At 67.8% G+C, this 26,479-nt stretch carries 25 protein-coding genes; 13 read left to right on the top strand and 12 right to left on the bottom strand.

Annotated elements, in window-relative coordinates:
• The first annotated feature begins 41 nt into the window (after positions 1-41).
• The 3 genes from mutM (at position 42) to mutY (ending at position 4,028) form a co-directional block, all read left to right on the top strand.
• Positions 42-857, top strand: a complete 816-nt coding sequence (mutM, locus tag BXA03_RS24825; protein WP_076511853.1) for a bifunctional DNA-formamidopyrimidine glycosylase/DNA-(apurinic or apyrimidinic site) lyase — start codon at positions 42-44, stop codon at positions 855-857.
• 100 nt (positions 858-957) lie between these two features.
• Entirely contained in the window at positions 958-2,928 is a 1,971-nt protein-coding gene (locus tag BXA03_RS24820) for a dynamin family protein (RefSeq protein ID WP_076511852.1), read from the top strand.
• A gap of 5 nt (positions 2,929-2,933) precedes the next feature.
• On the top strand, positions 2,934-4,028 hold the full coding sequence (mutY, locus tag BXA03_RS24815; RefSeq protein ID WP_369822472.1) for an A/G-specific adenine glycosylase: 1,095 nt from the start codon (positions 2,934-2,936) through the stop codon (positions 4,026-4,028).
• Between the two features lie 65 nt (positions 4,029-4,093).
• Here the strand turns inward: mutY and rapZ are convergent, their stop codons facing one another.
• From rapZ to BXA03_RS24800, 3 genes are read right to left on the bottom strand one after another with little or no spacing between them, the layout of a single operon-like run.
• Positions 4,094-4,975, bottom strand: coding sequence for an RNase adapter RapZ (gene rapZ / locus BXA03_RS24810; RefSeq protein ID WP_076511851.1), 882 nt, complete (start codon positions 4,973-4,975; stop codon positions 4,094-4,096).
• 5 nt (positions 4,976-4,980) lie between these two features.
• Positions 4,981-6,663, bottom strand: a complete 1,683-nt coding sequence (gene recN, locus BXA03_RS24805; RefSeq protein WP_076511850.1) for a DNA repair protein RecN — start codon at positions 6,661-6,663, stop codon at positions 4,981-4,983.
• The gene (locus BXA03_RS24800; protein ID WP_076511849.1) at positions 6,664-7,563 is read right to left on the bottom strand and encodes an NAD kinase; all 900 of its coding nucleotides are present in this window, start codon (positions 7,561-7,563) and stop codon (positions 6,664-6,666) included.
• Between the two features lie 94 nt (positions 7,564-7,657).
• On the opposite strand from BXA03_RS24800, the gene hrcA reads away from it, so the two are divergent.
• Positions 7,658-8,671, top strand: a complete 1,014-nt coding sequence (gene hrcA, locus BXA03_RS24795; RefSeq protein ID WP_076511848.1) for a heat-inducible transcriptional repressor HrcA — start codon at positions 7,658-7,660, stop codon at positions 8,669-8,671.
• Positions 8,672-8,733: 62 nt separating this feature from the next.
• On the opposite strand, the gene BXA03_RS24790 is transcribed toward hrcA, so the two are convergent.
• Both BXA03_RS24790 and BXA03_RS24785 read right to left on the bottom strand, forming a co-directional pair.
• Positions 8,734-9,510, bottom strand: a complete 777-nt coding sequence (locus BXA03_RS24790) for a Crp/Fnr family transcriptional regulator (RefSeq protein WP_076511847.1) — start codon at positions 9,508-9,510, stop codon at positions 8,734-8,736.
• Positions 9,511-9,615: 105 nt separating this feature from the next.
• The gene (locus tag BXA03_RS24785; RefSeq protein WP_076511846.1) at positions 9,616-12,486 is read right to left on the bottom strand and encodes an adenosylcobalamin-dependent ribonucleoside-diphosphate reductase; all 2,871 of its coding nucleotides are present in this window, start codon (positions 12,484-12,486) and stop codon (positions 9,616-9,618) included.
• 189 nt (positions 12,487-12,675) lie between these two features.
• On the opposite strand from BXA03_RS24785, the gene BXA03_RS24780 reads away from it, so the two are divergent.
• Both BXA03_RS24780 and BXA03_RS24775 read left to right on the top strand, forming a co-directional pair.
• Complete coding sequence (locus BXA03_RS24780; RefSeq protein WP_083716481.1) at positions 12,676-13,251, top strand: PadR family transcriptional regulator; 576 nt, start codon at positions 12,676-12,678, stop codon at positions 13,249-13,251.
• 26 nt (positions 13,252-13,277) lie between these two features.
• Positions 13,278-13,625: a DUF3861 domain-containing protein gene (locus tag BXA03_RS24775; RefSeq protein ID WP_076511844.1), complete on the top strand. Its 348-nt coding sequence runs from the start codon at positions 13,278-13,280 to the stop codon at positions 13,623-13,625.
• Here BXA03_RS24775 and BXA03_RS24770 read toward each other — a convergent pair.
• Positions 13,619-14,440, bottom strand: a complete 822-nt coding sequence (locus tag BXA03_RS24770; protein ID WP_076511843.1) for a posphoenolpyruvate synthetase regulatory kinase/phosphorylase PpsR — start codon at positions 14,438-14,440, stop codon at positions 13,619-13,621. The two genes, BXA03_RS24775 and BXA03_RS24770, sit on opposite strands and share 7 nt — an antisense overlap.
• Positions 14,441-14,642: 202 nt before the next feature.
• Here BXA03_RS24770 and ppsA point away from each other — a divergent pair, with 202 nt between their 5' ends.
• The 6 genes from ppsA (at position 14,643) to dnaB (ending at position 20,336) form a co-directional block, all read left to right on the top strand.
• Positions 14,643-17,036: a phosphoenolpyruvate synthase gene (gene ppsA / locus BXA03_RS24765; RefSeq protein WP_076511842.1), complete on the top strand. Its 2,394-nt coding sequence runs from the start codon at positions 14,643-14,645 to the stop codon at positions 17,034-17,036.
• 239 nt (positions 17,037-17,275) lie between these two features.
• Positions 17,276-17,656: a 30S ribosomal protein S6 gene (rpsF, locus tag BXA03_RS24760; RefSeq protein ID WP_017757860.1), complete on the top strand. Its 381-nt coding sequence runs from the start codon at positions 17,276-17,278 to the stop codon at positions 17,654-17,656.
• Between the two features lies 1 nt (position 17,657).
• The gene (priB, locus tag BXA03_RS24755) at positions 17,658-17,963 is read left to right on the top strand and encodes a primosomal replication protein N (protein ID WP_076511841.1); all 306 of its coding nucleotides are present in this window, start codon (positions 17,658-17,660) and stop codon (positions 17,961-17,963) included.
• Positions 17,964-17,983: 20 nt separating this feature from the next.
• Positions 17,984-18,265, top strand: coding sequence for a 30S ribosomal protein S18 (gene rpsR, locus BXA03_RS24750; protein WP_017757858.1), 282 nt, complete (start codon positions 17,984-17,986; stop codon positions 18,263-18,265).
• Positions 18,266-18,284: 19 nt separating this feature from the next.
• Positions 18,285-18,737: a 50S ribosomal protein L9 gene (gene rplI, locus BXA03_RS24745; RefSeq protein WP_076511840.1), complete on the top strand. Its 453-nt coding sequence runs from the start codon at positions 18,285-18,287 to the stop codon at positions 18,735-18,737.
• 186 nt (positions 18,738-18,923) lie between these two features.
• The gene (gene dnaB / locus BXA03_RS24740; protein ID WP_076511839.1) at positions 18,924-20,336 is read left to right on the top strand and encodes a replicative DNA helicase; all 1,413 of its coding nucleotides are present in this window, start codon (positions 18,924-18,926) and stop codon (positions 20,334-20,336) included.
• Positions 20,337-20,475: 139 nt separating this feature from the next.
• On the opposite strand, the gene BXA03_RS24735 is transcribed toward dnaB, so the two are convergent.
• The 6 genes from BXA03_RS24735 to BXA03_RS24710 form a co-directional block, all read right to left on the bottom strand.
• Positions 20,476-21,177 carry a helix-turn-helix transcriptional regulator gene (locus BXA03_RS24735; protein ID WP_076511838.1) on the bottom strand — a complete coding sequence of 234 codons (702 nt, stop codon included), beginning with the start codon at positions 21,175-21,177 and terminating at the stop codon, positions 20,476-20,478.
• A 16-nt stretch (positions 21,178-21,193) separates the two neighbouring features.
• Positions 21,194-21,697 carry an EVE domain-containing protein gene (locus BXA03_RS24730; protein WP_369822470.1) on the bottom strand — a complete coding sequence of 168 codons (504 nt, stop codon included), beginning with the start codon at positions 21,695-21,697 and terminating at the stop codon, positions 21,194-21,196.
• 4 nt (positions 21,698-21,701) lie between these two features.
• Entirely contained in the window at positions 21,702-22,073 is a 372-nt protein-coding gene (locus tag BXA03_RS24725; RefSeq protein ID WP_076511836.1) for a VOC family protein, read from the bottom strand.
• A 167-nt stretch (positions 22,074-22,240) separates the two neighbouring features.
• Positions 22,241-23,965 (bottom strand): PhoH family protein, encoded by a 1,725-nt coding sequence (locus BXA03_RS24720; RefSeq protein ID WP_076511835.1) that lies wholly within the window; start codon positions 23,963-23,965, stop codon positions 22,241-22,243.
• A 194-nt stretch (positions 23,966-24,159) separates the two neighbouring features.
• Positions 24,160-24,636, bottom strand: a complete 477-nt coding sequence (locus BXA03_RS24715; RefSeq protein WP_076511834.1) for a peroxiredoxin — start codon at positions 24,634-24,636, stop codon at positions 24,160-24,162.
• Between the two features lie 152 nt (positions 24,637-24,788).
• The gene (locus BXA03_RS24710; RefSeq protein ID WP_076511833.1) at positions 24,789-25,175 is read right to left on the bottom strand and encodes an Mth938-like domain-containing protein; all 387 of its coding nucleotides are present in this window, start codon (positions 25,173-25,175) and stop codon (positions 24,789-24,791) included.
• Positions 25,176-25,242: 67 nt separating this feature from the next.
• Between BXA03_RS24710 and BXA03_RS24705 the strand changes: the two genes are divergently transcribed.
• Positions 25,243-26,466, top strand: a complete 1,224-nt coding sequence (locus tag BXA03_RS24705) for a pyridoxal phosphate-dependent aminotransferase (RefSeq protein ID WP_076511832.1) — start codon at positions 25,243-25,245, stop codon at positions 26,464-26,466.
• The last annotated feature ends 13 nt before the right edge of the window (positions 26,467-26,479 follow it).

Genomic DNA, 26,479 nt, shown 5'->3' with positions numbered 1-26,479 from the left:
GGGCGATGGCCCCGCGCGCCGCATGTGTGGCGTAGTTTCCGATGCCTGAACTCCCTGAAGTCGAAGTCACACGCCGCGGTTTTGCCGACCGCATCGCCGGCGGCGTCGTCACCGCCCTGCGTGTGGGCAAGCCCTTGCGATGGGCGCTGGAGGTGGATCCGGATTCGCTCGTCGGCCGCACCGTGGTCAGCGTGCGGCGGCGCGGCAAGTACCTGCTGATCGATCTCGACGCCGGCCTGCTGCTGGTTCACCTGGGCATGTCCGGGAGCCTGCGATTCGCGCCGGCGCTGCCCGAGCCTGGACCGCACGACCATTTCGACATGACCACCACGCGCGGCACGCTGCGCCTGAACGATCCCCGCCGCTTCGGTGCAGTGATCCACGTGGAGAGCGAGGAGGCGCCCCTGGCGCGCAAGCTGCTTGGCGGGCTTGGCATGGAGCCGCTGGATGATGCCTTCGACGTCGAGCGCTTCCATGAAGGCCTGCGAAGGCGTCGCGCGCCGATCAAGCAAGTGCTGCTGGCTGGCGACGTCGTGGTGGGCGTCGGCAACATCTATGCGTCCGAGGCGCTGTTCCTTGCCGGCATCCGGCCCACCGTGCCGGCGGCGCGGATCTCGCGGCCGCGTGCGGTGCGCCTGCATGCCGCGGTGCGCGAGGTCCTGGCCCGCGCGGTCGAGGCCGGCGGCAGCACGTTGCGCGACTTCTCCCACATCGACGGCCAGGCGGGGCACTTCCAGTTGCAGGCCATGGTCTATGGCCGAGCGGGCGAGCCGTGTCGCCAGTGTGGCGCCCCGATCCGCCTCCTGCGGCAGGGTCAGCGCTCGACCTATTTCTGCGCGAATTGCCAGAAGCCCTGATGGGATGCTGCTGTCGATCAAGGCCGAACTCCGGCCTGCATCGTGGCCGGCAGCAAACCTCTCCAACTGTTATATTTTGTAAATCATCCCGCAGGCTTTCGTGAGCGTTTCCTTCTCCCAGCAGTTCGAACAGCACGGCGCCTGGCGACGCAGCCTGGCCCATCGGCTGCGCTGGCTGGCTTCCTGGCTGAGCGACAACGATCTCCTCGACGATGCCGTGGGCGAACGTCTCAGGCACGTCGAAGCGCTGATGCGCGGCAGCCAGGTGATGGTGGCCTTTGTGGCCGAGTTCTCGCGCGGCAAGTCCGAGCTGATCAACGCCTTGTTCTTCGCCGGCTACGGCCGGCGCGTCATGCCGGCCAGCGCCGGACGCACCACCATGTGTCCCGTCGAGTTGCGCTACGACGCGCAGCGGCCGGTCGGCCTGCGGCTGCTGCCCATCGACACGCGGCTGGCCCCGCAGTCGCTGCAGCAATGGCGCGACTCGGCAGAGGGCTGGACCGAAATCGCACTGGCCCCTGAGGACGGTGAGCAACTGGCGGCCACCATGCAGAAGGTGGCCGAGGTCGAGCGCGTCCCGCTGGAGCGGGCACAGGCGCTCGGCTTCTGGCGCGAGGACGAGGGGGATGAGGCGCCGCCCGTCGATGCGCAGCGGCAGGTCGAAGTGCCGCGCTGGCGCCATGCCGTGCTCAACCTGCCGCATCCGCTGCTCGAGCAGGGCCTGGTCATCCTGGATACGCCGGGCCTCAACGCCATCGGCGCCGAGCCCGAGTTGACGATGAGCCTGCTGCCGCAGGCCCATGCCGTGTTGTTCATCCTGGGCGCCGACACCGGAGTCACGCGCTCCGATCTCGCCATCTGGCGCGAGCATCTGGGCGACGCGGCGCCGGGCATGGCCTCGCGCATCGTGGCACTCAACAAGATCGACACACTGTGGGATTCGCTCAGCGTGCCCGGTCAGATCGAGGCCCAGATCGAGCGGCAGTGCGCCCTGTCTGCCGACCTGCTGGGGGTGCCGCGGCGGCGCGTGCTTGCCGTCTCTGCGCAGAAAGGCCTGCAGGCCCGCATTGCCGACGACGCCGCGCTGCTGCAGGCCAGCCGGCTGCCCGCCCTTGAGGCCCTGCTGGGGCAGGGCCTGCTCGCCGAGCGCGAAGCGATCCTGCGCCGCGCAGTCGAAGGCAGCCTGGAGGCGCTGCGCGCCGAGGCCGAACGCATCCTGCGCCTGCGCCAACGCGAATTGACCGAGCAGGCCCTGGAGCTCGAAGGCCTGCGCGGCAAGAACACGGCGACCCTGCGGCATATGCAACGGCGTGTCGAGCAGGAGCAGGCAGAGTTCGAGGCTGGGGCGGAACGTGTCTCCGCACTGCGCGCCGTGCTGGTCAAGCGCCTGCGCGAGACGCAGGCGGTGCTTGGCCCGACGGCGCTCAAGTCCGACCTGGCGCAATTTGCGCAGGCACTGCGCCGCCCGGGCATCAAGCTCCAGTTGACCCAGGTCTATGCGCGGACCTTCGACGCCCTTCGGACCAATCTGGCCGACGTGCAGGCCACCATGGCCGAATTGCAGACGATGCTCCATGCGGCCTTCCGGCAGCTCAATGCCGAGCATGGCTTCGCACTTCAGGCACCGGCCGAGCCGGACCTGGCGCAGTACATTGCCGAGATGAGCAGCATCGAGCAGAGCCATCTGCATTACCTGGGCATGGGCAACGTCCTGCGCCTCGTGCAATCCGAGTTCTGCGAGCGGCTGGCACAGGCGTTGGCCAGCCGCGTGCGTACGGCGCGGGACGCGGCGCTGGCCGAGATTGACGAATGGCGCCGCAGTGCCTTCTCGCAGATGGACCGCCAGATGAGCGAGCGCCGCGCGGCCTATGCCAAGCGCGTGGAGTCGATGACCCGCGTGCGCGAAGCCGCCGGAAGCCTGGACGGGCGGCTGGCCGAACTCGCCGGCCAGGGTGCACACCTCAAGGCGCTGGAACAGCGGCTGCGTGACCTGTCCGAGGTGCTGGCCGGGCGCAAGCCAGAGCCCGAGGCAGTGCCAGCGTCGGGCGCCGCCCAGTTGAGAGCCGCGTGAGGGACATCGTCACGGACGCCGCACCGGTCGTGCGGCAGGCACGGCAATGCGCCGATGCATTCTGGGCGCGTCTGGTCATCTGGCAGGAGGTCCATGGTCGCAGCAGCCTGCCCTGGCAGAACACCCGTGACCCCTATCGCGTCTGGCTGTCCGAAATCATGCTGCAGCAGACCCAGGTGTCGACCGTGCTGGGCTACTACGAGCGCTTCCTGGCGCGCTGCCCCACGGTGGCGGAGCTCGCCGGGGCGCCCGAGGACGAGGTCATGGGCCTGTGGAGCGGCCTGGGCTACTACAGCCGCGCGCGCAACCTGCACCGTTGCGCCCAGGAGGTGGTGGCGCGCTTCGGCGGCAAGTTCCCGCACAGCGCCGAACTGCTGCAGACGCTGCCGGGTATCGGCCGCTCCACCGCAGCCGCCATCGCCGCCTTCTGCTTCGGCGAGCGGGTGTCGATCATGGACGGCAACGTCAAGCGGGTGCTCTCGCGCCTGCTGGCCTTCGACGCCGACCTGGCCAGCGGCGCCAACGAGAAACTGCTGTGGAAGGCGGCCGACGAACTGCTGCCGCCCGAAGGCGACACCGAGGCCATCTCGCGCTACACGCAAGGACTGATGGACCTGGGCGCCACCGTCTGCCTGCCGCGCCAGCCGCAATGCCTGATCTGCCCCGTCGAGGCGCTGTGCGAAGGCCGTCGGCAGGGCGATCCGGCGCGACTTCCGGTCAAGACGCGCAAGCTCAAGCGCAGCTCGCAGTCGTTGTGGCTGCTGCTGGCGCGCTCGGGTAATGGGGACGCGGTGTGGCTGCAGAAGCGGCCGGCCACCGGCATCTGGGCCGGCCTGCATGCGTTGCCAGTCTTCGATAGCGCCGAAGCGCTGGAGGACGCCCTGCCGACGGCGTTGCGGCCGGCGTTGCGGCATCTGCCGGCTTTTCTGCATGTGCTCACGCACAAGGACCTGCACCTGCATCCGGTCGAGGTCGACGCGGCGCGCAGCGAGATGGCTGGTCTTGAAGGGCGGTGGGTGGCGGCCGAGGACTGGCCGGCGCTGGGCCTGCCTGCGCCGGTGCGTCGGTTGCTGGAAGAGCGCGCCACCCGGATCGGCTGATTCCGCTGGGTGGGACCCCGGTCAGGACGCCTCGCCCGGGGCGCTGGAGCCAGGGCGACCAGCGGTCATTCGGCGTCCAGCTCGCGGTGCCGCCGCAGCGTCACCCAGCGTTCGCCGAATGTGCGGGCGAGCTGCTCGACCAGGAATACGGAGCGGTGCTGGCCGCCCGTGCAGCCGATGGCTACGGTGACATAGCTGCGGTGGTCCTCCGCCAGGGCGTCCATCCAGTGCTGCAGGAACTGCTCGATATCGCCAAACATGCGTGCCACGGCATCGTGCTGTCGCAGCCAGTCGATCACCGGCTGGTCGCGGCCGGTCAGCGGGCGCAGCGCCGCCACGTAATGCGGGTTGGGCAGCATGCGGACATCGAAGACGTAGTCGGCATCCAGCGGCACGCCGCGCTTGAAGGCGAAGGACTGGAACACCAGGGTCAGCGTGCGCTGCGGCGCCTCGATCAGCGCCTTGATGTAGGTGCGCAGCTGGGCCGGGCGGATCAGGCTGGTGTCGATCAGGTCGGCACCTTCGCGCAGTTCCGCCAGCAGTTCGCGCTCCAGTTCGATCGCCTGGATCAGCGCGCGCTCCTGTTCGGGCGCGTCGACGCCGCCGTGCTGTCGCGACAGGGGGTGCCGCCGCCGCGTCTCGGAATAACGGCGCACCAAGGCCTCGGTGGTTGCGTCGAGGAACAACGAGCGCACGGCCATCCCTTCCTGCCGCAGCGCCGCCAGGCGGATAGGGGCTTTCGACAGCGAGGTGCCGCTGCGCGCATCGATGGCCACGGCCACCAGCGGCGCCTGGTTTTCCTTCTGCAGGCGGATGAAGTCATCCAGCAGCTCGGGCGGCAGGTTGTCGACGCAGTAGTAACCGGCGTCCTCGAGTGCGGCGAGCGCCACCGACTTGCCGGAACCGGACATGCCGGTGATCAGCACCAGATCCATGGAGGGGTTCATCGTCGTCAGCTTTCCTGCGGGCTCAGCATTTCGCGGGCGTGAGCCAGGGAGGCGGCCGAGACGCGCTCGCCGCCCAGCATGCGCGCGATCTCGTGCATGCGGCCCTCGCCGTCGAGCGGAGCGACCGTGCTTTCGGTAATCGGCTGCGGCTTGCCACCTGGTGTGGTCGCCGCGTTCAGCGTGCGCTTGGCCACGCGCAGATGGTGGTCGGCGCAGGCCGCCACCTGCGGCAGGTGGGTCACGGCCAGCACCTGGCGGTCGTGGCCGAGCTGGCGCATCAGGCGACCCACGGTGTCTGCCACCGCACCGCCGATGCCGGTGTCCACCTCGTCGAAGATCAGCGCCTGCGCCGTGCCCAATTGGCTGGTGGTCACGGCAATGGCCAGCGCGATGCGCGACAGCTCCCCGCCCGAGGCCACCTTGCCCACGGGCCGCGGCGTGCCGCCGCCATGGCCGGCCACGAGGAAGGCGATGTCTTCCAGCCCATGGCGCGCCGGTTGCGGCAACGGCTGCAGCTCGACGACGAAGCGGCCGCCCTGCATGCCAAGGCCCTGCATCGCTTCGGTGATGGCCGCGGCGAGCTTGGGGGCCGCCTTCTTGCGCGCCTGGCCGATGGCGCGGGCCTCCTTGTCGAAGGCCAGGCGCGCCTGTTGCTCGGCCTGCTCCAGCGCGGCCAGGTCGGCCTGCGCTTCCAGCGTCTGCAGTTCCTGCCGCCAGCTGGCGAGCAGGGCGGGCAGCTCCTCGGGCGGGCGGCGGTAGCGGCGTGCCAGCGACATCCACAGGCCCAGGCGTTCGTCCAACGCCTGCAACTGGTCGGCGTCGGTCTCGGTGCGGCGCAGGTAGCCGTGCAGCGCATGCAGCGCATCGGAGGCCTGGGCCAGGCTGCCCGACAGTTCGTCGCCTAGCGCCTTGAATTCGGGTTCGATGTGGGCCAGGTCCTGCAGCCGGTCGGCGGCGCGCGAGAGCAAGGCCAGGGCGCCCTGTTCGTCCTCTTCCAGCAGGCCGGCGGCGGCCTGCGCGGCGTCGATCAGCGACTGGGCGTTGGCCAACCGGGTGTGCTGGCCGGAGAGTTCTTCCCACTCGTCCGCGCCCGGCGCCAGCTTGTCGACCTCGCCGATCTGCCACTGGAGGCGCTCGCGCTCGCGCAGCAGGCTTTCCTGCGCATTGCGGGCGGCTTCCAGCGCGCTGCCCGCCTGGCGCCAGTTCTGCCACGCGACGTCGAGGGGGGTGGTCCGGACCCCGGCGTAGGCGTCCAGCAGGCCGCGCACGGCATCGGGCCGTGTCAGGCTCTGCCAGGCGTGCTGGCCGTGGATGTCCAGCAGGTGAGCGCCCAGCTCGCGCAGTTGGGTGGCTGTGGCCGGGCTGCCGTTGATCCAGCCGCGGCTGCGGCCCTGGGTGTCGACGGTGCGGCGCAGCAGCAGGGTGTCGCCGGCCTCGAAGCCGCCTTCTTCCAGCCAGGCGCCGAGCGCCGGGTCGGCGTCGAATTCGGCGCTCACGTCCAGCCGCTCCGCGCCTTCGCGCACGGCGCCGGCGTCGGCCCGGTTGCCCAGCGCCAGCTGCAGCGCGTCGATCAGGATCGACTTGCCCGCGCCGGTCTCGCCGGTGAGCACGGTGAAGCCCTCGGTCAGGTCCAGTTCCAGTGCGCGGACGATCACGAAATCGCGCAGGACGATGCGTCGCAGGGCCACTCAGGAGCCTCCTTCGTTCCAGTGAAGTTTCTTGCGCAGGGTGTCGAAATAGCTCCAGCCGCGCGGATGCAGGAAGCGCACGCGGTGCTCGGAGCGCCGCACCAGCACCTGGTCGCCATGGGCGAGCGAGGCAAGGGACTGCATATCGAAATTGGCGCTGGCGTCGCGCCCGCCCACTACCTCGACCGAGATCTCCTCGGCGTCAGGCAGCAGGATCGGCCGGTTCGACAGCGTGTGCGGCGCGATCGGCACCATCACCCAGCCGGGGATGGACGGATGCAGCATGGGCCCGCCCGCCGACAGCGCATAGGCGGTGGAGCCGGTGGGCGTGGCGATGATCAGGCCGTCGGCGCGCTGGTTGGCCACCAGGTGCCCGCCGACCGAAACGCGCAGCTCGACCATGCCGGAGGTGGCACCGCGGTTGACCACGACGTCGTTCATCGCCTGGGCGGTAAACACGACCTCGCCGGCGCGCATGACCCGCGCCTGGATCAGGCTGCGGTGGTCTTCCTCGTACTCGCCGGCCAGCATCGGGGTCAGTGTGGCCTCGTAATGTTCCAGCGGGATGTCGGTGACGAAGCCCAGGCGGCCGCGGTTGATGCCGATCAGCGGCACGCCGTAGCGGGCGAGCTGGCGGCCGATGCCGAGCATGGTGCCGTCGCCGCCGACGACCAGGCCCAGGTCGCACTGCTCGCCGATCTCCTGCACCGTGAGCAGGGCCCAGCGGCCGGCGCGTGGCACGCCGTCCTCGCCGCATTCGGCGCTGCTGCGCTCGAGCACCACGATGCAGCCGCGCGACTCCAGGAACGCTGCAATGCCTTCGATGACGGCATCGCGCTCGCGCGCCGCCGTCGCCTGGTACTTGCCGATGAGCGCCACATGGCGGAAGGGTGCGTGCATGCGCAAATTACATCACGACACCGGAGGCATCCCACCGCGTGGCGAGCCCTCGTTCGCCGCCTGTGGATTGCGGGGCGCGGGGTATCATTTGCCGATGCTGGACGACCGCGCCAAGCTGCTGCTCAAGACCCTGGTGGAACGCTACATCGCCGACGGACAACCCGTCGGCTCGCGCACGCTCTCGCGCGCCGCCGGTCTCGAGCTTTCCCCTGCCACCATCCGCAACGTGATGGCCGACCTCGAGGACCTGGGGCTGATCGTCAGTCCCCACACTTCGGCCGGCCGCATTCCGACGGCCCGCGGCTATCGCCTCTTCGTCGACACCATGCTGACGGCGCAGCGGGCGCAATTGCAGGCCACGCCGCCCAGCCTGCCGCCCGACCAGCCGCAGAAGGTGATCGCCAGCGCAGCGCAGCTGCTGTCGAACATGTCGCAGTTCGTCGGCGTGGTGATGGCCCCTCGGCGCACCACGGCCTTCCGGCACATCGAATTCCTGCGGCTGTCTGAGCGGCGGCTCCTGGTCATCATCGTCTCGCCCGAGGGCGACGTGCAGAACCAGGTCATCTTCACCGACCGGGACTACACCCAGTCGGAGCTGATCGAAACGTCGAACTACCTCACCGCCCATTACGGCGGGCTGTCCATCGAGCAGGTGCGCGACCGCCTGAAGGGCGAGATGGACGGCCTGCGCGCAGAGATCGCCTCGCTGATGCAGGCGGCGGTGCAGGCAAGTTCGCAGGCGTTTTCGCAGGCGCAGGAAGAAGTCATCATTGCCGGCGAGCGCAACCTGCTGGCCGTGAGCGACTTCTCCAGCGACATGGGCCAGCTGCGACGCGCCTTCGAGTTGTTCGAGCAGAAGGCCGAGCTGATGCGGCTGCTGGACATGTCCAGCAAGTCCGACGGCGTGCGCATCTTCATTGGCGGCGAAAGCCAGGTGGTGCCGTACGAAGAGCTGTCGGTGGTCAGCGCCAACTACGAGGTCAATGGCGAGGTGGTCGGCACCCTGGGCGTGATCGGACCGACCCGCATGCCCTACGACCGCATGATCCAGATCGTGGACATCACGTCGCGGCTGGTCAGCAACGCGCTGAGCCACAACAACAAGTAGTCGTCCGGCGCCGCAGTGTCGGACTGCCCAGACACTGAGCCAGCCGTTCGGGCGAAATCGTCTCAGCGTGCGGGCGTCCCCCCGGCAAGGGCTTGCAACGCTTGTACGTCGCGGATCAGCACGACGTAGCCATGCATCTCGATGCAGCCCAGTTCCACCAGCCGCCGGAAGCAGCGGGACAGCGTGGCCTGCGCCATCACGAGTTGGCGCGCGATGGAGCGCTTCTGCACCGGCAGCCGGACCGAGCGGTCCTTGCCGGCCGGCTCGAAGGGCTCGCGCAGGAGCCAGGCAGCCAAGCGGCCCAGCACGTCCTTGGTGGCCAGTTCGTGCCGGCCATCGGTCAACTGGCGGATGCGCTCGGCCATCACCAGGCCCACGGCGCGCTGCAGGGCGGGGTCCTGTCGGGCGGCTTCGAGCAGGTGCTCCAGCGGCAGCGCTGCGAGCGTGACGCGGGCCGGGCACACGGCCGACTCGATCCAGTCCGATTCCAGCCAGGCGGAGGCCAGATCCAGCCACTGGCCCGGGCCCAGGACGCGGTTCTCGACCAGACCGCCATCCGCACCGATGCGGCCGACCACGATGCGCCCCTCGGCGACGAGCCACCACGAGGGCGGATGCTTGTCCGGCATGGCGGCGATGGCGCCCTTGGGCAGCACATGCAGGCGCAAGGCGCTGGCCAGCCGCTCCAGCGTGGCCGGCGCCGGCTCGCAGGGGGCGAAGGCGCCGCGCAACAAGGGCACGCCGGACAGGACGACCGGCCGCCGCCCAGTGGCGGCTTTCCAGCGCCGCGCTTCGGGGCGCGGTGCGTCGGAGGTCAGGGAAGACAGGGCCGGCAGCATGAAAGGTCGGGGTGGGGTCAGGTGGTCGATGCCCGACTCTGCCCACGATGCGACCGCGCTGCCTTGAGCCAGCGCAAGGGTTGGCGGATCGGCCGCCGCCTGCCCTCAGCCGCACAGTCCGGTGAAGCCGCAGGCGGTGCAGAAGCTGCAGCCGTCCTTGCGGATCAGGGTGGCGTTGCCGCATTCGGGGCAGGCGGCGCCGGCCATGGCTTGCTGCGCGCCGGGCGCCACGGCTGCGGGCGCGGCCAGGATCCCCATCTCCTGGAGCGGAAAACCTTCCTCGTCCAGCACACCGAGCATGGCGTAGCGATGGATCACCAGCCGCGCCAGGTAGGCGACGGTCGAGGGCCAGGTCTGCTGCCGCCGCACCTTCGGGTCCAGGCTGGGCACGAAGGCCATGAAGTGGCCCAGCGGCTCGGCATAGCTCAGCAGCTTGCGCAGCTTCATGCCGATCCAGGCGGGGTCGATCACCCGCATGTCCAGCGACAGCACGCGCGCCAGGCCGTCGAGCGCGCGCGGGTAGTTGCCGGAGAAGCCCAGGGCGCAAGGCCGGGTGTGGGTGGCGCCACCCGGGCTGGGCAGCAGCACCTCCTTGAGTGTGAGGGTGAAGGCCTCGCCCGTGGCCGGGTTCTCGATGTCCACCGCCCATGCCAGCGTGCCGGAGGGGCCGGTGTGCGGCTCGTCCAGGCTGAACAGGGCGTCGAGCACCGGCGTGCCGGGCGCGGGCGGGTTCCACAGACCCAACTGCTCGCAGCGCCAGCGCAGCACGGCGGCGGTGGCGGCAACCACGCCCGGGAAGGTGCGCACCTCGCCATGGGGTGGGAAGGGCATGTCGAAGGGACGTTCCTCCTGCACCGTGGCCAGCGCGTCGAGCTTGAGGCGCACCCATTCGGCGTCGCGCGCCCGCAGGTCCATCGACAGCGTCTTGGCCAGGGCGCCCAGGCCGCGCGGCTGCTCGGCGCCATTGATCCACACCTCGAAGGGCAGCGGCCGGGCGCACTCGCCGCCGGCCGGTGCCTCACCGACGAAAAGCGCGAACTGCCCGTGCGGATGCCGGACCATGGTGCACCAGGCCGCATTGCCGGCGGGAAAGTCGGGCCGACCGGGCCAGCGCAGCGAAGCCAGAACGGGCTCGCGTGGCAGGCGCTCCAGGGCCAGACGCCGGTCGGCGATGCCCGGCGCGGGCAGGGCGGCGGCCTGCTGCGGAACGCTGAGCACGGCGCCCAGCACGGCATTGGGCCGGTAGGTGGCCAGGCCCTTCAGGCCAGACTGCCACGCCTGCAGGTAAAGATCCTGGAAGGCCGCGTAGGGGTAGTCGGCCGGCACATTGACCGTCTTGCTGATCGAGGTGTCGATGAAGGGCGCGACGGCGGCCACCATGGCCGCGTGCGATTGCGCGCTCATCTCCAGCGCCGTGACGAAGGCGGGTGGCAGCGGCGCGTCCTGTCCGCGCAGGTGGCGGAACAGGCGCCAGGCATGGTCCTCTACGGCGAACTCCTGGAAGGTGCCATCCGCCATGCGCTTCTTGCGCTGGTATGTCCAGCTGAAGGGCGGCTCGATGCCGTTGCTGGCGTTGTCGGCAAAGGCCAGGCTGATGGTGCCGGTCGGCGCGATCGACAGCAGGTGCGAGTTGCGCAGGCCGTGGCGGCGGATGCGCTCGCGCAGCGCGGGCGGCAGGCGTGAGGCGAAGCGCCCCCGCTGCAGGTAGAGGTCGGCATTGAACAGGGAGAAGGCGCCGCGCTCGCGCGCCAGTTCGGCGGAGGCGCCATAGGCGCCGTCACGCAGCCGCTCGGCGATGCGCGCCGCCATCTGCCGCGCCGGCTCCTCGTCGTAGCGCAGGCCGAGCATGGCCAGCGCATCGCCCAGACCGGTGAAGCCCAGGCCGATGCGGCGCTTGGCCATCGCTTCCTCGCGCTGGCGGGGCAGGGGCCAGAGCGACACGTCGAGCACGTTGTCCAGCATGCGCACACAGGTGGGGATCAGCGCGTCGAAGGCGGCCTCGTCGAAGCGCGCCTCGGGCTCGAAGGGCTGGCGCACGAAGCGCGTGAGGTCGATGGAGCCCAGGCAGCAGCAGCCGTAGGGCGGCAGCGGCTGTTCGGCGCAGGGGTTGGTGGCGGCGATGGTCTCGCAGTAGCCGAGGTTGTTGTCGGCATTGATGCGGTCCAGGAAGAGCACCCCAGGTTCGGCATGGTCGTAGGTGGCCCGCATGATCTGGTCCCACAGCGCCCGGGCCGGCACGCGGCGGTACATCCACAGGCCGTCGCCGCGCGGACGGGCGCCTTCGGCCTTCCGCGCGTCGCCGGGCTCGGCGCGGTGCACCAGCTCGATGTCGGCATCGGCCTGCACGGCCTGCATGAAGGCGTCGGTGATGCCGACCGAGATGTTGAAGTTGCGCAGGTCGCCCGCGTCCTTGGCGTGGATGAAGTCCTCCACGTCCGGATGGTCGCAGCGCAGCACGGCCATCTGGGCGCCCCGGCGCGCGCCGGCCGATTCCACCGTCTCGCAGGAGCGGTCGAACACGCGCATGTAGCTCACCGGGCCCGAGGCGCTCGATTGGGTGCTGCGCACCCGGGCGCCCTTGGGCCGGATGCGCGAGAAGTCGTAGCCCACGCCGCCGCCGCGCCGCATGGTCTCGGCCGCTTCGGTCAGGGCCGTGTAGATGCCGGGATGGCCGTCGTCGTCCTCAGCGATGGAATCGCCCACCGGCTGGACGAAGCAGTTGATGAGCGTGGCTTCCAGCGGGGTGCCCGCGGCCGAAAGGATGCGGCCAGCGGGGATGAAGCCGGCCTCCAGCGCATCGAAGAAGACGTTTTCGAAATGGGCGCGGCGCTCCGGTGCCTCGACGGCAGCCAGCGCCTGGGCCACCCGCCGCCGGACGTCGCCGACTTCCCGTTCGTCGCCCTTGGCGTATTTCTCTCGCAGTACGTCGTGGCTGATGGTCTGGGCGGGCAGGGCGGTGCTGTTCAGGATGGGCATGGGCAACTCCTGGCGGGTGGGTCACTGCACTGCTGGGAGGGCGTGGCAGCGATCAGGTGAACTGTATGGAAATCCAGTCTCGCGGTCTGTCGGAAGACCCCTTCGGTGCCGTGGGCTGTAGTACGCCGACTCGTTCATGATCTTTCAAGATATATCATTGATTTATCTTGAGCTTATTGGGAGAGCGTGATGACTGAAGAATGGATGCACCCGGGGCGCGGCGGCGGTCGAGGCCATGGCCATCGGCGTCCAGGCGCCGACACGCTGGCCGAGGGGGCGATGGAAGGCCGCGGCGGCGGCCGGCGCCCGCGCCAGCTGGAGCCCGGCGACCTTCGCCTGCTGATGCTCCATGCATTGGCCGCCCAGCCGAGCCATGGCTATGAACTGATCAAGGCGATCGGAGAGTGGGTCGGGGGCGACTACACCCCCAGCCCGGGCACTGTCTATCCGACGCTGGCGTTGCTGGAGGACCTGGGTCTCGCTCGCTCGGAAGCCAGCGATGGTGGCCGCAAGCGCTTCCACCTGACGCCCCAGGGCGAGGCGGAACGGGGCGCGCAGGCGCAGGCGATCACGGCGGTGCTGGAGCGTTTGGAGCAGGCCCGGGCCCGTGCCCACGCACGCCGGTTGCCGGAAATCCGCCGCGCGATGGAAAACCTGAAGATGGCGCTGCGCCTGCGTCTGGAAGGCGAGATGGCGTCGACGGAACTCGTCCGCCGGCTCGCCGAGATCATCGACCGCGCCGCGGTCGAGGTGGAACGCGCCTGAGTGGCGCCCCGACAGAGAGACCGACCATGAAGCAACACCGTTACCAGATTACCGTCGAACACTTGGCCGATGCGCACGGCAACCCGTCCACTCACGCCGAGCCGCTTCGCTTCGAGGCCGGCAACCACGACGACATCCTCGCCATCGCCGGCCGCATGCGGAGCCGCGGCGAATTCCCGCCCGACACTGCCAACGCGCTGGCGGTGGGCCTGAAGCTGTTCAGCGAAGTGATGCTGGAGAACCGCGGCCATCCGCTCTTCGTGGATTTCGCGCCGCACTTCCGCGCCTTCATGCAGCACCTGAAGAATGGCGCGCAAAGGTCCGGCGCAGACGCGACCGCAGCCGAAGCCGCGCCCGGCTCGGACCCTCAGTAGTTGAGCCGCTCCGGCCGCAGCTCCTGCAGGATGGTGGTCGCGATCTCCTCGATCGACTTGGTGGTGGTCGACAGCCAGCGGATGCCGGCGCGGCGCATCATGGCCTCGGCTTCGCTCACCTCATGGCGGCAGTTCTCGAGGCTGGCATAGCGCGAGTTGGGTCGCCGCTCGTTGCGGATCTCGGCCAGTCGTTCCGGCTGGATCGTCAGGCCGAAGATTTTCTTGCGGAAGGCGATCAGCGCTGGCGGCAATTGCCGGCGGTCGAAGTCCTCGGGGATCAGCGGGTAGTTCGCCGCCTTCAGCCCATGCTGCATGGCGAGGTAGAGCGAGGTCGGCGTCTTGCCGCTTCGGCTCACCCCCACCAGGATCACGTCTGCCGCCTCCAGGTCAGCATGGCTCTGGCCGTCGTCGTGCTGCAGGCTGAAGTCGATGGCGGCGATGCGGTCGTGGTATTCCTTGCTCTTGCTGATGTCCGAGAAGCGCCCGATACGGTGGTTGGATTTCATCGCCAGCTCGATCTCCAGCGGCCGCACGAAGGTGCCGAACAGGTCGAGCAGCATGCCCTTGCAGCCGGTCTCGATTACCTCCAGCACTTCCATGTTGGCCAGCGTGGTGAAGACGATGGGGCGGTAGCCTTCGAGCTCGGCCGTGTGGTTGATCTGGCGCACCGCCTGGTGGGCCTTGTCCACCGTGTCGGTGAATGGCATGCGCACGTGGCGCGCCTTGAGCTCGAACTGGTTGAGCACGGCATTGCCGAAGGTCTCGGCGGTGATGCCGGTGCCGTCCGAAACGAAGAAAACGGTGCGCTTGTGCATGGGGGCGGCCTGTAGTTTCTGTCCTGCGGCGGCGGTCCGGACCGCCGCCTACAATCCTGCAGATTATCGGCGCGTGCCCTCCGCGCGCCGCACCCGCATCCCTTCCCATGCAGTCGCCTCGCGCACCCAGAGCTAGAAGAACGATCGCGCCCTGCTGTCCGCTGCATGGAACGCACCGCTTTTTAAACTCCGGAGTCTTCCCATGTCTGCACTGTTCGAAGCGACCGCCCTGGTCGTGCCCTTCGAAAACCTGAGGATGAGCGATGTCGAGGCCGTTGGCGGCAAGAACGCCAGCCTCGGCGAGATGATTTCCCAACTGCCCGAGGGCGTGCGCGTGCCCACCGGCTTCGCGACCACCGCCCATGCCTTCCGCGAGTTCCTGGCGCATGAAGGCCTGACCGAACGCATCGCCCAGCGCCTGGCCACCCTCGACATCGAGGACGTGCGTGCCCTGGCCGCCGCCGGCGCTGAGATCCGCGGCTGGATCGAAGCCCAGCCCTTCCCCGCCAACCTCGAGACGGCGGTGCGTGAGCACTTTGCCCAACTGAGCGCGGGCAATGACCAGGCCAGCTTCGCGGTGCGTTCTTCCGCCACCGCCGAGGATCTGCCCGATGCCTCTTTCGCCGGCCAGCAGGAGACCTTCCTGAATGTCGTCGGCATCGAGGACGTGCTGCACAAGATGAAGGAGGTGTTCGCCTCCCTCTACAACGACCGCGCCATCAGCTACCGCGTGCACAAGGGCTTCGCCCATGACGTGGTCGCTCTGTCGGCCGGCGTGCAGCGCATGGTGCGCTCCGACCTGGGCGCCGCGGGCGTCATGTTCACCATCGACACCGAATCGGGCTTCGACCAGGTCGTCTTCATCACCTCCAGCTACGGCCTGGGCGAGACGGTGGTGCAGGGCGCCGTCAACCCCGACGAGTTCTATGTGCACAAGCCGATGCTCGAAGCCGGCAAGCGCGCGGTGATCCGCCGGAATCTGGGCTCCAAGCTTATCCAGATGGAATTCGCCACGCCCGAGGAGAAGAAGGCCTCGGGCAAGCTGGTCAAGACCACCGACGTCAAGACCGAGCTGCGCAACCGCTATTCGCTGACCGACGCCGAGGTCGAGCAACTGGCGAAGTACGCCCTGGTCATCGAGAAGCACTACGGCCGCCCGATGGACATCGAGTGGGGCAAGGACGGCACCGACGGCGAGCTCTACATCCTGCAGGCCCGCCCCGAAACGGTGAAGAGCCAGCAGCAGGGCAAGGTCGAACAGCGCTTCAAGCTCAAGGGCAAGAGCACCGTTCTGGCCGAAGGCCGCGCCATCGGCCAGAAGATCGGCACCGGCCCCGTGCGCCTGGTGCACAGCATCAGCGAAATGGACAAGGTGCAGGCCGGCGACGTGCTGGTCACCGACATGACCGACCCCAACTGGGAGCCGGTGATGAAACGCGCCAGCGCCATCGTGACCAACCGCGGCGGCCGCACCTGCCACGCGGCCATCATCGCGCGCGAGCTGGGCATCCCGGCCGTGGTGGGCTGCGGTGACGCAACCAGCCTGCTTAAAGACGGCACGCTCGTCACCGTAAGCTGCGCCGAGGGCGACACCGGCCACATCTACGACGGCCTGCTGGAGACCGAGGTCACCGAGGTGCAGCGCGGCGCGATGCCCAAGATCGCGACCAAGATCATGATGAACGTGGGCAACCCGCAGCTCGCCTTCGACTTCGCGCAGTTGCCCAACGAGGGCGTGGGCCTGGCGCGGCTGGAGTTCATCATCAACAACAACATCGGCGTGCACCCGAAGGCCATCCTGGACTATCCGCAGGTCGACCCCGACCTGAAGAAGGCCGTGGAATCGGTGGCCCGCGGCCATGCCTCGCCCAAGGCCTTCTACGTCGACAAGGTGGCCGAAGGTGTCGCCACCATCGCGGCGGCCTTCTGGCCCAAGCCGGTGATCGTGCGCCTGTCGGACTTCAAGTCGAACGAGTACCGCAAGCTGATCGGCGGCAGCCGCTACGAGCCGGAAGAAGAAAACCCGATGCTGGGTTTCCGCGGCGCGGCGCGCTACATCAGCGCCGAATTCGGCGAGGCCTTCGCCATGGAGTGCGAGGCGCTCAAGCGCGTGCGCAACGAGATGGGCCTGACCAACGTGCAGATCATGGTGCCCTTCGTGCGCACGCTGAAGCAGGCCGAGCGCGTGACGACGCTGCTGGGTGAGCACGGCCTCAAGCGCGGCGAGAACGAGCTCAAGATCATCATGATGTGCGAAGTGCCCAGCAACGCCATCCTGGCCGACGAGTTCCTGCAGTATTTCGACGGGTTCTCGATCGGCTCGAACGACCTGACGCAGCTCACCCTGGGCCTGGACCGCGATTCCGGTCTGGAACTGCTGGCGGCCGACTTCGACGAGCGCGATCCAGCCGTGCAGGCCATGCTCTCGCGCGCCATCGAGGCGTGCAAGAAGCAGGGCAAGTACGTCGGCATCTGCGGCCAGGGCCCCAGCGACCATCCCGACTTCGCCCTGTGGCTGGCGGACCAGGGCATCGCGTCGATCTCGCTCAACCCGGACAGCGTGATCGAGACCTGGCAGCGTCTGGCGCAGCGCTGATCGCAGCCTGCAGTGTTGCCAGACCGTCCCGGCATGTCGTCGGGACGGACGAACATGAAAAGGGCGGCCCGTCTGTGCGGGCCGCCTTTGTCTTTGCAGCTTCTGGGAGGCCGATGGCGAGGTCGGCCCGTTTCAGCATATACTCGTGGGCTTTCCCTTGCCACACTGCCTGGACGCGGCGGGTGGCTTTTCTGGACTGCGCGCATGCGCGCCTGGTCCGCAAACCCCCAAGGAGTGTCATGCGTCACTACGAAATCATTCTGCTGATCCATCCTGATCAAAGCGAGCAGGTTCCGGCCATGCTGGAGCGTTACAAGGGCATGATCGCCGCCGGCAACGGCAAGGTGCATCGTGTCGAAGACTGGGGCCGCCGCCAGCTGGCCTACCAGATCAACAAGCTGAACAAGGCCCACTACCTGTGCGTCAACATCGAGGCCGACCAGGCCGTGATGTCCGAACTGGAGCATGCCTTCAAGTTCAACGACGCCGTGCTGCGCCACCTGACCGTGCTGAAGAAGAAGGCCGACACCGGCCCCTCCTCGATGATGAAGACCGTCGAGCGCGAGGAAGCCCGCAAGGCCCAGCAGGCCGAGTACGCCGCCAACAACAGCAGCAACTGATGTGGCTGCGCCCGCGGCGGCCAACCACCTGCTCCTGACGGCCTGCATCGAAGAGATCGCCGCCTTGCGTTTCACCCCGGCCGGGCTTCCGGCCATCGACCTGCGGCTCGACCATGAGTCGACCCAGGACGAAGCCGGACAGACTCGGCAGGTGAAGGCGGCACTCAAGGCAGTGGCCTTTGGCGCAGTGGCCGAGCGGCTCGCGCGGCAGGCGCTGGGCAGCCAGTGGCGGTTCCAGGGTTTCCTGGCCAACCCCCGCAGCGGCAAGCACCCTGTGCTCCACGTCACGGATTTTCAGCAAGATTAATTTTCGACAGAGGTCCCTCAATGGCCACGTTCAAGAAATTCAACAAGGACAAGCGTCCGAAGCGCAACACCCAGTCGCTGCTCTTCAAGCGCAAGCGTTTCTGCCGCTTCACCGTCGCCGGTGTGGAAGAGATCGACTACAAGGACATCGACACCCTGCGCGACTTCGTCGGCGAGAACGGCAAGATCGTCCCCGCCCGCCTGACCGGCACCCGCGCCATCTACCAGCGTCAGCTGAACACCGCGATCAAGCGTGCCCGCTTCCTCGCGATGCTGCCGTACAGCGACCAGCACCGCGTCTGAGCCGGAAGGAATCCATCCCATGCAAGTCATTCTTCTGGACAAGATCGTCAACCTCGGCGCGCTTGGCGACATCGTCAAGGTCAAGGACGGTTACGCCCGCAACTTCCTGATCCCCACTGGCCGTGCGCGCCGCGCCACCGAGTCGGCCAAGGCCGAGTTCGAAGCCAAGCGTGCCGAACTGGAAAAGGCTGCTGCCGCCAAGCTGGCCGAAGCCCAGTCCCAGGGCGAGAAGCTGTCCGGCTCCACCGTCAAGCTGACCCAAAAGGCCGGCGTGGACGGCCGCCTGTTCGGCTCCGTGACCAACAACGACATCGCCGACGAACTGAAGAAGTCCGGCTACGACGTGGCCAAGTCGCAAGTGCGTCTGCCCAACGGCCCGATCAAGACCGTGGGCGACACCACGGTGAGCGTGGCCCTGCACACGGACGTGGTCGTCGAGATCACCGTCACGGTCTACGGCGAAACCGCCTGATCCCCCTGCGAACGGCCGGCGCATCGCGCCTACCCTCGCAACCCAAGGCCGCCTCCGGGCGGCCTTGTCATTGGTGCATCGGCCAGTTGTCCCGGCCTGCGCACTGGAAGCCCACGGGTTGTCCCCAGACTTATCCCGTGACTTGGCTGCCATGGCGGCCTAGCATCGCCGACTGCCCTGCACGCCATGTCCGCTGTCTTTTCTCCCTTCGCTCCCAACGACCCTTCCGGTGACCGCCAGGTGGCACAGCTGCGCGTGCCGCCGAACTCTGTGGAGGCCGAATCCAGCGTGCTGGGCGGCCTGCTGCTGGACAACAGCGCCTGGGATCGTGTGGGCGATCTGCTCACCGAGGGCGACTTCTACCGCCACGAACACAAGCTGATCTTTGCTGCCGTCGGCCAGCTGATCAACGGCAACAAGCCGGCGGACGTGATCACGGTGCACGAGCACCTGCAGAACCTCGGCCAGTCCGAGGAGACGGGCGGCCTGGCCTACCTCAACTCGCTGGCGCAGTTCGTGCCCAGCGCGAGCAATATCCGCCGTTACGCCGAGATCGTGCGCGAGCGCGCGGTGCTGCGAAAGCTGATCTCCGCCGCGGACGAGATCTCCACCGCCGCCTTCAACCCGCAGGGCAAGGCCGTGGACAAGATCCTGGACGAGGCCGAGCAGAAGATCTTCAACATCGGCGAAGAGGGCTCGCGCAACAAGCAGGGTTTTCACAGCATGGACTCGCTGGTGGTCGAACTGCTGGACCGCGTGACCGAGATGGCCGACAACCCCAACGACATCACGGGGGTGCCGACCGGCTTCTACGACTTCGACCGCATGACCTCGGGCATGCAGGCCGGCGACATGATCGTGCTGGCGGCGCGCCCGTCCATGGGCAAGACCTCGCTGGCCATCAACATCGCCGAGCATGTGGCGCTCAACGAGGGGCTGCCGGTGGCGGTGTTCTCGATGGAAATGGGCGCCTCGCAGCTTGCAGTGCGTATCGTGGGTTCCATCGGCCGCATCGATCAGGGTCACCTGCGCACCGGCAAGTTGACCGACGAGGAGTGGCCGCGCCTGACCGAGGCCATCGAGAAGCTGCGCAACATCTCGCTGCACATCGATGAGACGCCGGGCCTGTCCACCAGCGAGCTGCGCGCCAATGCGCGGCGCCTGGCGCGCCAGTGCGGCCAGCTGGGCCTGATCGTGGTCGACTACCTCCAGCTGATGAGCGTTTCGGGCGGCATGGCCGACGAGAACCGCGCGACGGCAGTGGGCGAGATTTCGCGTGGCCTCAAGATGTTGGCCAAGGAGCTCAAGTGCCCGGTGATCGCGTTGTCGCAGTTGTCGCGGGGCGTGGAAAGCCGCACGGACAAGCGCCCCATGATGAGCGACCTGCGCGAATCGGGCGCCATCGAGCAGGACGCGGACGTGATCATGTTCATCTACCGCGACGACTACTACAACAAGGACTCCAAGGAACCCGGCGTCGCCGAAGTGATCATCGCCAAGCAACGTAACGGCCCGACGGGCACGGTGAAGCTGGCTTTCCTGAAGCCTCTGACGAAGTTCGAGAACCTGGCAGGCGGCTTCGGCGGTGATGACTTCTGAGTAGAAGCGACCGCCGACTTGCTGCTGCTGCGCCGCAGCGGCCGGCCGGCGTGGCTGGACGCACACTTAGTGCTCAGTGTGCGGTGCGCCTTCGTGGCTATCAGCGCGGCCCATTCAGTGAGCGCCGACAGTCGGCCGCTCAGATGGTGCGGCCTTCGGCGCAGTTGGCTTCAATGCGGCGACGCAGGTCCGCGAGTGTGCGGCCGGGCTCGTCCCTGAAGACGTCCTCCAGCATCTGTGCGTCGCGGATCCGGTCCATGCGGAAGGCGCGGAAGTCCTGCCGCAGCTCGCACCAGGCGGCCAACGTCCAGACCTTCCCCCAATAGAAGCAGCCCAGCGGGCGCACCTGGCGCTCGCTGGCCTTGCCGCCCTCGTCGCGGTAGTCGAGCCACAGCTTGCGGCGCGCCTGCACCGCCTCGCGCAGGGTGCGAAGGTGTGCCCGCGTCACGTCGTCCAGTGCGATGGCCGGCGCATACAACGCCAGTGATTCGGCCGCCGCGCGCGACGCCATGGGCAACACCGACAGGATCTTGCCCAGCGCCCCGTCGATGCTGGCGCCGAGGGCTGGATCGACCCAGCTTTGCGCCAGCCGCGCCGCGGCGACCAGCGCGCGGGCCTCGTCCTGCGTGAACATCAAGGGGGGCAGGTCGAACCCCTGGCCCAGCCGGTAGCCGATGCCGGCTTCACCCTCGAGCGGCACGCCCTGTCGTTGCAGGTCGGCGATGTCGCGGTAGACCGTGCGTTCCGACACTTCAAGCCGTCCGGCCAGGAAGGCAGCGGTGGTCAGGCGCCGACCGCGGATCAACTGGACGATCTGGAAGAGGCGGTCGGCGCGGCGCATGGGTCCGAAGTGCGGTTCAGTGGGGCGATGGGAAATCGAGCGTGGCCTGCATCGCGCTTGCGATCAGGTGCATGTCGTCGGGGCTGACCTCGAATAGGCCGAAGCGCAGCTTATAGCCCCAGTGGCGTGAGTCGCGGGTGAACGCCAGTCGGTCGAGCAGGCCTGAGATGGCCGCCTCGCGGGCTTCGGCATAGTGCACATCGCGCCGCCAGGGCACGAAGCCGTTGCCCATGTCGGCCTGGTAAGGCCGGCCGGTTGCCACGGTGCCGACGGACACGAAGGCCTGCAGCCGACTGCTGCCGCCGAAGCGCTCGGTTGGGGCGTAGTAGGCCACGCAGTCGCCGGGCGCCAAGCGCTTCAGGGGTTCTCCGCGGCCATGGCAGACCTGCATGAAGCCGGCCGGCCGGTGGTCGCGGCCCAGACGCGCATGCTCGGCGCTGGCCACGGCGATCCAGCAGCGAGCCACTCGCGGGCGCCGGTTCGCGACCGGCATCAGCAGTCCAATCGGTGCAGTGGGCACGGGCTCACTCCTTGGCGTGCAGTCCGACCAGATTGCCTTCCGGATCGCGCAGCAGCGCGAAGTAGCCGACCTCAGGCGCGATCAAGGTGCGCGGCGTGACGACCCGGCCGCCCGCCTCGACGGCACGGTCGAGGGCGGCCTGCACGCTGGGCGCGCAGTCGAGATAGACGACGGTACCGCCTTCGGTGGCCTTGTGGCCGGGGCGGTGCGCCAGGCAGCCGCCGGCGGCCGGCTTGTCGTGGGCGAACACGACCATCGTGTCGCCGCCCAGGTCTTCGGTGCCACGCATGGGCCGGTCCAGCAGGCGTTCATAGAAGCGCTGGGCGGCGGCGAGATCGGCGACGGGAATGTCGAACCAGGTGTTGGCGTTGCGCATGGAAAGGCTCCTCGTTGGGGTTGAACAGGAGCGTGATGCTGCGCCGGGACTCCTGACAGCGTGTTGTCAGGAGGCTGACGGGGTGCATCGGCAGCCGTGCGACATTCAAGAAAAAGCCCGCGCGACCTTGCGGCGGCGCGGGCTGTTGGCGGTCCGACGGACGAGGGTCAGAGCACGTCGCTGGCGAAGTCGGCCAGCCGCGAGCGCTCGCCGCGCGCCAGCGTGATGTGGCCGCTGTGCGGCCAGCCCTTGAAACGGTCGACCGCGAAGGTAAGGCCCGACGAGCCCTCGGTGAGGTAGGGCGTGTCGATCTGCGCCAGGTTGCCCATGCAGATGATCTTGGTGCCTGGGCCCGCGCGGGTGATCAGCGTCTTCATCTGCTTGGGCGTCAGGTTCTGCGCCTCGTCGATGATCACGTACTTGTTGAGGAAGGTGCGGCCGCGCATGAAGTTCATGCTCTTGATCTTGATCTTGGATCGGATCAGTTCATTGGTGGCCGCGCGGCCCCATTCGCCGGCACCGCCGTTGTCGCCCTTGGCCAGGAACTCCAGGTTGTCGTCCAGTGCGCCCATCCAGGGGCCCATCTTCTCTTCTTCGGTACCAGGCAGGAAGCCGATGTCCTCGCCCACGCTCACGGTGGCGCGGGTCATGATGATCTCGGTATAGCGGCGGTCGTCGAGCACCTGCGTCAGGCCCGAGGCCAGGGCCATCAGCGTCTTGCCCGTGCCGGCGGTGCCGGTCAGGGTGACGAAGTCGATGTCCGGGTCCATGAGCAGGTTCATGGCGAAGTTCTGCTCGCGGTTGCGCGTGGTCACGCCCCAGACGGCGTTCTTGCCCGAGCTGTAGTCCTTGAGCGTCTTGAGCACCGCCGTCTTGTCGCGCACTTCGGTCACGCGGGCGTACATGCTCGGCTCGCCCGGGGCCTCGAAGTAGACGAACTGGTTGATGTAGAGGCTGGGCACCAGCGGTCCGGTGATGCGGTAGAAGGTGCTGCTGCCGGACTGCCAGCTCTCCACGGCCTTGCTCTGGCGCGTCCAGAAGTCGGGTGGCAGCGCAAGCGAGCCTGAATACAGCAGGTCGCCGTCCTCGAGCGCCTTGTCGTTCTGGTAGTCGTCGGCGGCCAGGCCCAGGGCACGCGCCTTGACGCGCATGTTGATGTCCTTGGACACCAGCACCACCTCGCGCCGGTCCGCGCCCTTGTTCTTCTCGTGCAGCGCTCGAAGCGCCTGGACCACGCCCAGGATCTGGTTGTCTGCCTTGCCCTGCGGCAGGCTGGTGGGCAACTGGTAATCGAGCGGCTGGGTCTGGAAGTACAGCCGGCCGCCCGCTTCCTTGTGGCCGGTGGTGTCGAGCTTGAGCCCTTCGCTCATGTCGGCGCCCTGCGCGCCGGCCAGGGCGTCGAGCGTGCGGCTGGCCTGGCGGCCGTTGCGCGCAACTTCGGTCGTGCCCTTCTTGTGGCCGTCCAGTTCCTCCAGCACGATCATCGGAAGGTAGATGTCGTGTTCCTCGAAGCGGAACAGGCAGGTCGGGTCGTGCAGGAGCACATTGGTGTCGAGCACGAAGAGGCGCTTGGGACCCGTCTTCTTCACGCTGCGCTTGCGGCGGTCCTGCGCCGGCTCTTCGACGACGCGGCTGGCCAGCGGGGCGGGCGGCAGGGGAGCGACGACCGGTTCCGAAGCGCGCGCGGTCGCTGCAACGGTGGGCGGCGCCAGCGGGGCGCCGCCTGCGTCGGGCAACTGGCGGTCATCGAACAGCGTGGGAGATTCTTTCCGCGCGTCCGTCTGCCGTTCAGCCGAAGTACGGCGCGCCTTGGGGGCGGCGCGCGCCGGTGCGTCGAGCGCTTCCGGCGAAAGCAGGGCTGCACGCTTGGTCGGGGCGGGGGGCAGGGGCATGGAGGAACAGGCTCGCTGAAAAAACGCGCACGAAGGCGCTGGGGCCGAAAAACGAAAAAGCCGCCTGGAGACCAGTGCGGCTTCTTTCGGGGGATGCTGTCGTCGTGCTCAACGGCATGGACCCATTATGCACATCGGCAAGGGCCTGCCTGTTGACGGACAACGCGCCTTGGCGCTGCGCGTCTGGATGGCAATCAGGCAGCCTTCTTCAGAGCCTTGACTTCCTTGAGGACCTCGTCCACGTGACCTGGGACCTTGAGGCCACGCCATTCGGCCTTGAGCACGCCGTCCGGTCCAATCAGGAAGGTGCTGCGCTCGATGCCCTTGACCTTCTTGCCGTACATGATCTTGTTCTTGACCACACCGAACATGTGGCACATCTTTTCTTCGGTGTCGGCAATCAGTTCAAAGGGCAACTCGAGTTTGGCCTTGAACTCATCATGCGACTTCATGTTGTCGCGCGACACGCCGAAGACCACCGCGCCGGCCTTCACGAAATCCTTGTAGTGATCGCGGAACTGCATGGCCTCGGTGGTGCAGCCGGGCGTGTTGTCCTTGGGGTAGAAGTACAGCACGACGGTCTGACCGAGGTGCGTGGTGTTCGAGACCTTGATTCCGCCGGTGGCGCTGGCATCGAATTCGGGAATGGGTTTGTTGACAACGATCGCCATGAAACTTGTAATCTCCGCTCTGGGTTCCCGAGGAATGACGCGAAACCTGGGTTCTTCGATGCCACGGGATTGCGCTCCACGACGCCATCGCCTGCAGTTATTCGAGGAAACGCGGTCCGGTCTGCAACCGCCGATTTTATCCCGATTGCAAATCAGCGGATAGCCGTCGGTGCTTCCAAAAGAAGGGCTGCGACCACATGGCGCCCCTCGGCGGCCAGGATGTTGTAGGTGCGGCAGGCTGCCGCGGTGTCCATGGTCTCCACCCCGGTGCCGGCCGCGATCAGGGGCGCGATCCAAGCAGGCTTGGGAAAGCGGATGCGATCGCCGCTGCCGAAGATCACCACTTCGGCCTTCAACTCGGCCAGTTGCGCGAAGTGGGCCGATGTCAATGCATCGAAGCGATCGCACGGCCAGTCGAAACGCTCGTCGCGCGAGCCCACCACCACGCTCGTTTCCACCCGCTGACCATTGAGGGCGACCCATCCGGGCCCGGTCGCGGTGACGGTCTGGACGTCGTGTTTGTCGGGCTGGAGCTTCATCGGGCGGGGGCTTTCATCTGTGTTCCAATTGTAGGTTTCCCCTTTTTGTGCGCCCCTCGGAGGGACTTTGAAAGCGATCAAGAAATCGGCCAAGCTGGCCCATGTGCTGTACGACATCCGCGGTCCCATCATGGACGCGGCCAAGCAGATGGAGGAAGAGGGCCAGAAGATCATCAAGCTGAACATCGGCAACCTCGCGCCCTTCGGCTTCGATGCGCCCGAAGAGGTGCAGCAGGACATGATCCGCCACCTGCCGGCGTCGGCGGGCTACTCCGACAGCAAGGGCATCTTTGCCGCGCGCAAGGCGGTGATGCACTACACCCAGCAGCAGGGCATCGCCGGCGTCACGCTCGAGGACATCTACCTCGGCAACGGTGCCAGCGAGCTGATCGCCATGGCCACCAATGCGCTGCTGGACGACGGCGACGAATTGCTGCTGCCCGCGCCCGACTATCCGCTGTGGACAGCCGTCACCAGCCTCTCTGGTGGCAAGCCGGTGCACTACCTGTGCGACGAGGCCAACCAGTGGATGCCCGACCTGGACGACATCCGCGCCAAGATCACGCCGCGCACCAAGGGCATCGTGGTGATCAATCCGAACAACCCGACGGGCGTGGTCTACAGCGACGAGCTGCTCAAGGGGCTGGTCGAGATCGCCCGCGAGCATGAACTGGTGCTGCTGGCCGACGAGGTCTACGACAAGGTGCTGTACGACGGCGTCAAGCACACGGCGCTGGGCAGCCTGTCCACCGACGTGCTGACGCTCACCTTCAACTCGCTGTCCAAGAGCTACCGCTCCTGTGGCTACCGCGCGGGCTGGATGGTGGTGTCGGGCGACAAGCGTGCCGCCAGCGACTACATCGAAGGCCTGAACATGCTGGCCAACATGAAGCTGTGCTCCAACGTGCCGGGTCAGTGGGCCATCCAGACGGCGCTGGGTGGCTACCAGAGCATCAACGAGCTGGTCGGCCCCGGCGGCCGGCTGCGCCGCCAGCGGGACCTGGCCTACGACCTGATCACCTCGATCCCCGGCGTGAGCTGCGTCAAGCCGCAGGCGGCGCTGTACATGTTCCCGCGGCTCGACCCCAAGGTCTATCCCATCGCGGACGACCGGCAGTTCTTCCTCGAACTGCTCAAGGAAACCCGCGTGATGCTGGTGCAGGGCACGGGCTTCAACTTCCCCGACCAGCAGCATTTCCGCATCGTCTTCCTGCCACATGAAGACGACCTGCGCGAGGCCATCGGCCGCATCGAGCGCTTCCTCGCGCGCTACCGCCAGCGCCACGCCTGAGCGCTTCCATGCG

The organism is Pseudacidovorax sp. RU35E (assembly GCF_900156165.1).
GTDB lineage: Bacteria > Pseudomonadota > Gammaproteobacteria > Burkholderiales > Burkholderiaceae_C > Xenophilus.
The sequence above is the reverse complement of the archived record's forward strand: the minus strand, read 5'-3'. Positions and strand labels throughout refer to the sequence as shown.